A 4,499-nucleotide genomic window follows, 5' to 3' on the forward strand; every position below is an offset into this window, starting at 1 on the left:
ACCCCCTCCCCCCGCACACCCTCCAACGACGCACGCACCAAACGCCGCCCAAACACCCCAGACCCACGCACCGCCACCTGATCCTCCACCACACCGTCGCGGGCCAGTACCCCCACCAGGCCGTCCCACAGCGGCCGGGAGGGCTCGCCGGACCCGTCGAACGACCCGGGGAGGTCGATCAGACCGCCCCATCGCTCGGGGTGCTCCAGCGCGACGGTCCGACCCAGGCCCCACACCTGAGCCTGCACGGGATCCGGAGCCACGTCGGTGGCCGCCGTGGCCACGGCGCCGCGGGTCACACACCACAGCGGGGCGCCGATCCCGGCGTCCCCGAGCGCCTGCACCAGAACCACCGTCCTGAGCAGCGGCGTCGCGAAGTCCGCCGTCCCGGCGTGCCACGTCAGCAGCGAGACCACTCGGGCGAAGCCCCGGCCCCCGGCCGCCTCCGCCAGCAGCGCGGCCACCTCGTCGCGCGGGGCATCGGCCCGCACATACAGCGGCAGCACCTCCGCACCACGCGCGGTGAGCTCCGCCTCGACGCCGCCTGGCTCCACCCCCTCGGGCAGTACGAGAAGCCACCGGCCGGACGGCGTCCCGGCCACGCCCTCGGTGATCGGCGCCCAGCTGATTCCGTAGCGCGACTCCTGGACGGTGAGCTCCGCCCGGCGGCGGCCGCGCCATGACTTCAATGACCGCAGTGCGGGCAGCAGTTGTCCGACTTCGGCCTCGGCCTGCCCGGTCCCGGCGGCCAGCCGCTCGACGTCCTCGTTCTCCACGGCTTCCCAGAAGTCGGCGTCCACCGCGTCGGAGGAGGAACCCTGGCCGATACGGTTCTGCACCCGGGGCCAGTAGCGCTCGCGCTGGAAGGCGTAGGTGGGCAGCTCGACCCGGCGCGCGCCCGGGAAGAACGGCGACCAGTCGACCCGCACGCCGGTGACATGCAGCTGGGCGAGGGCAGTCACCACCGCCGACTCCTCGAGACGGTCCCGGCGCAGGGACGGGACCAATGCGGCGGCCGAGTCGCCCGACAGGCAGTCCCGGGCCATCGCCGTCAGTACGCCGTCCGGCCCCAACTCAAGGAAGGCCCCGACGCCTTCACGCTCCAGCGTACGGATACCGTCGGCGAAACGCACCGCCTCACGAACATGACGAACCCAGTAGTCGGGGTCGCACAGCTCCTCCGCCGTCGCCAATTCACCCGTGACATTGGAGACCACTGACAGGGACGGGACCTCGTAGGCCAGCCCAGAGGCGATACGACGGAAGTCCTCCAGCATCCCGTCCATCAACGGCGAATGGAACGCGTGACTGACGCGGAGACGCTTGACCTTCACACCACGAGCCGCGAACCCCTCGGCAACCTCCAGTACGGCCGCCTCATCACCCGAAACCACCACCGACTGCGGACCGTTGACCGCCGCGACCGACACACTCGTGACGCCCTCCAGCTCGGCACGGACCTCATCCTCCGAGACGGCCAGGGACACCATCGCCCCACCAGACGGCAACGCCTGCATCAACCGCCCACGAGCCGCCACCAACCGCGCCGCATCCGCCAACCCGAACACCCCGGCCACATGAGCCGCCACCAACTCACCCACCGAATGCCCCACCACAAAGTCCGGCCGCACACCCCACGACTCCACCAGACGGAACAACGCCACCTCCACCGCAAACAGCGCAGGCTGCGTGAACTCCGTACGATCCAACGCCTCCGCATCCCCGAAGATCACCTCACGCAACGGCCGCTCGAGATGCGCATCAAGCTCCACACACACCGCATCAAAGGCATCCGCAAAAACCGGGAAACGGGCATACAACTCCCGCCCCATCCCCACCCGCTGCGCACCCTGCCCGGTGAACAACACCGCCAGCGGCACCTCATCCCCGGCAACCCCCGAAACCACACCACCAGCCACCGCACCCTCAGCCACCGCCGACAACCCGGACACCAACTCATCCCGCCCGGAACCGACCACCACCACCCGATGATCCAACGCCGCCCGCGACACCGCCAACGACCAACCCACATCCACCGCCGACACACCACCCCCAGCAACCCACGACACCACCCGCCGCGCCTGCTCCCGCAACGCCCCCGCACCCGCGGCCGACACCACCCACGGCAGAACTCCGGCCGCCGGAGCACGGTCTTCATCGTCCGCAGCCCCGGAAACCTCCGGCGCCTGCTCCACAATCACATGCGCATTGGTACCGCTCACCCCGAATGCCGAGACACCGGCCCGCCGGGGCCCGCCGTCCGCCTCCGGCCATTCCCGCTCCTGGGTCAGCAGCTCCACCGCCCCCGCCGACCAGTCCACATGCGAGGACGGCGCATCCACATGCAAGGTGCGCGGCAGCACGCCCGCCCGCATCGCCATCACCATCTTGATCACACCCGCGACACCGGCGGCGGCCTGCGTGTGACCGATGTTGGACTTCACCGAACCCAGCCACAACGGCCGGTCCGCTTCCCTCTCCTGCCCATAGGTGGCCAGCAGGGCCTGGGCCTCGATCGGGTCACCCAGTGCGGTGCCGGTGCCATGGGCCTCGACCGCGTCCACGTCGGCCGCCGTCAGCCGGGCGCTCTCCAGCGCGGCCCGGATGACGCGCTGCTGGGAGGGCCCGTTGGGAGCGGTGAGGCCGTTGCTGGCACCATCCTGGTTGACGGCCGAACCACGGATCACCGCCAGGACCTGGTGGCCGTTGCGGCGGGCATCCGACAGGCGCTCCAGCAGGAGCAGGCCGACGCCCTCGCCCCAGCCGGTGCCGTCCGCGGCCTCCGCGAACGCCTTGCAGCGGCCGTCGGAGGCCAGGCCCCGCTGACGGCTGAACTCCACGAACGTGCCCGGGGTCGTCATCACTGTCACACCGCCGGCCAGCGCCAGCTCGCTCTCGCCCTGGCGCAGCGACTGCACCGCCAGGTGCAAGGCCACCAGGGACGACGAGCAAGCCGTGTCGACGGTCGCCGACGGGCCCTCGAACCCGTAGTGGTACGAGAGTCGGCCGGAGGCCACGCTCGCCGCGTTGCCGATGCCCAGGTAGCCCTCCACATCGTCGTCCGACGCGTGGAGCAGGGTCGGGTAATCCTGACCGTTGGACCCGACGAAGACGCCGACCCCGCCGCCGCGCAGGGCCGAGACATCCAGCCCGGCCCGTTCGAAGAGCTCCCAGGAGGTCTCCAGCAGCAGCCGCTGCTGCGGGTCCATCGCCAGCGCCTCACGCGGCGAGATCCCGAAGAACTCCGCATCGAACTTGTCGGCTTCGTGCAGGAAGGCACCCACGCGGGTGTACGTCGTACCGCGCTGCCGGGGGTCGTCGTCGAAAAGCGATGCCAGGTCCCAGCCCCGGTTGACGGGGAACTCGGTGACCGCGTCCCGGCCGTCGACCAGGAGTCGCCACAGGTCCTCGGGCGAGCTGACGCCCCCGGGGAAGCGGCACGACATGGCCACGATCGCGATGGGTTCCGTGGAGGCCGCGACGAGCTCGCGGTTCCGTTGCCGGAGCCGCTCGGCTTCTTTCATGGACGCGCGCAGCGCATCGACGATCTTCTCGGGCGTGGCCATTGCTCAGCTCCACAAGTGGGACAAGGTCAGGGATCGGCGGTCTACGGTCGGGGGCAAGGGTCAGGGATCGGCGGTCTGCGGTCTGCGGTCTGCGGTCTGCGGTCTGCGGTCGAGGGCAGGTTCAGCGGTCAGCGGTCAGCGGTCAGCGGTCGGGGTCAGGATTCGGTGTCGTCGAGCCCGTCGAGAGCCATCCGCACCAGCGCCTCGGCGTCCATCTCGTCGAGGGACTCCTCCTCGGCGCCGTCGGCCGCACCGTTCGCCGGCTCGGTGGATGGGTCGTCCAGCCCGGCCAGTTCCAGGAGCGCCTTCATCAGGCCGGCGTCCCGGAACTTGGCGAGCGGTACGGATGCCAGCGCCTCACGGAGTCTGGCCTCCTGCGGGTCGGCACCGCCCCCGGCGGCCGCGTCGGGAAGCAGCTGCTCACGCAGCCGGGCGGCGAGCGCGGCCGGGGTGGGGTGGTCGAAGACCAGCGTCGCGGGCAGCCGCAGGCCGGTCGCCTCGTTGAGCCGGTTGCGGAATTCGACCGCGGTGAGCGAGTCGAAGCCGAGCTCGGTGAACGTGCGGGCCGTGGGCAGCGCGTCCACGCTCCGGTGGCCGAGTGCGGTGGCCGCCTCGGTCCGTACGAGCTGGAGAACGGCGCGCTCCGCCTCGGGTGCGGAGAGTCCGGCGAGCCGGTCGCGGAGGGCGTCCGTGACCGGTGCCCCGTCGGCGGGTGCGGGCCGCAGTGCGTCCAGTGCCGCCCGGGCTTCGGGGAGTTCGGTGAGGAGCGGGCTGGTACGCGAGGAGGTGAACGCAGGCACAAACCGCCCCCAGTCCACATCCGCCACCGTCACCACCGCATCCCCACACCCCACAGCCCGACCCAACGCCGCCACCGCCACCCCCGGCGCCAACAACCCCAGACCACGCCGCCGCAAAAACTCCACCGCACCC

General features: G+C 71.2%; 1 protein-coding gene and 1 pseudogene. Both read right to left on the reverse strand.

Translation table 11 applies throughout. The annotated features are described in order from the left end of the window. Positions 1-3,566 (reverse strand): annotated as a pseudogene (locus ACFY12_RS35550) (type I polyketide synthase); the annotation flags it as partial. A gap of 155 nt (positions 3,567-3,721) precedes the next feature. Then, the coding region (locus ACFY12_RS35555; RefSeq protein ID WP_390720132.1) for a phosphopantetheine-binding protein at positions 3,722-4,499 on the reverse strand (778 nt) is incomplete at its 5' end.

Origin of the sequence: Streptomyces sp. NPDC001339 (assembly GCF_042895955.1) — a bacterium.
GTDB lineage: Bacteria > Actinomycetota > Actinomycetes > Streptomycetales > Streptomycetaceae > Streptomyces.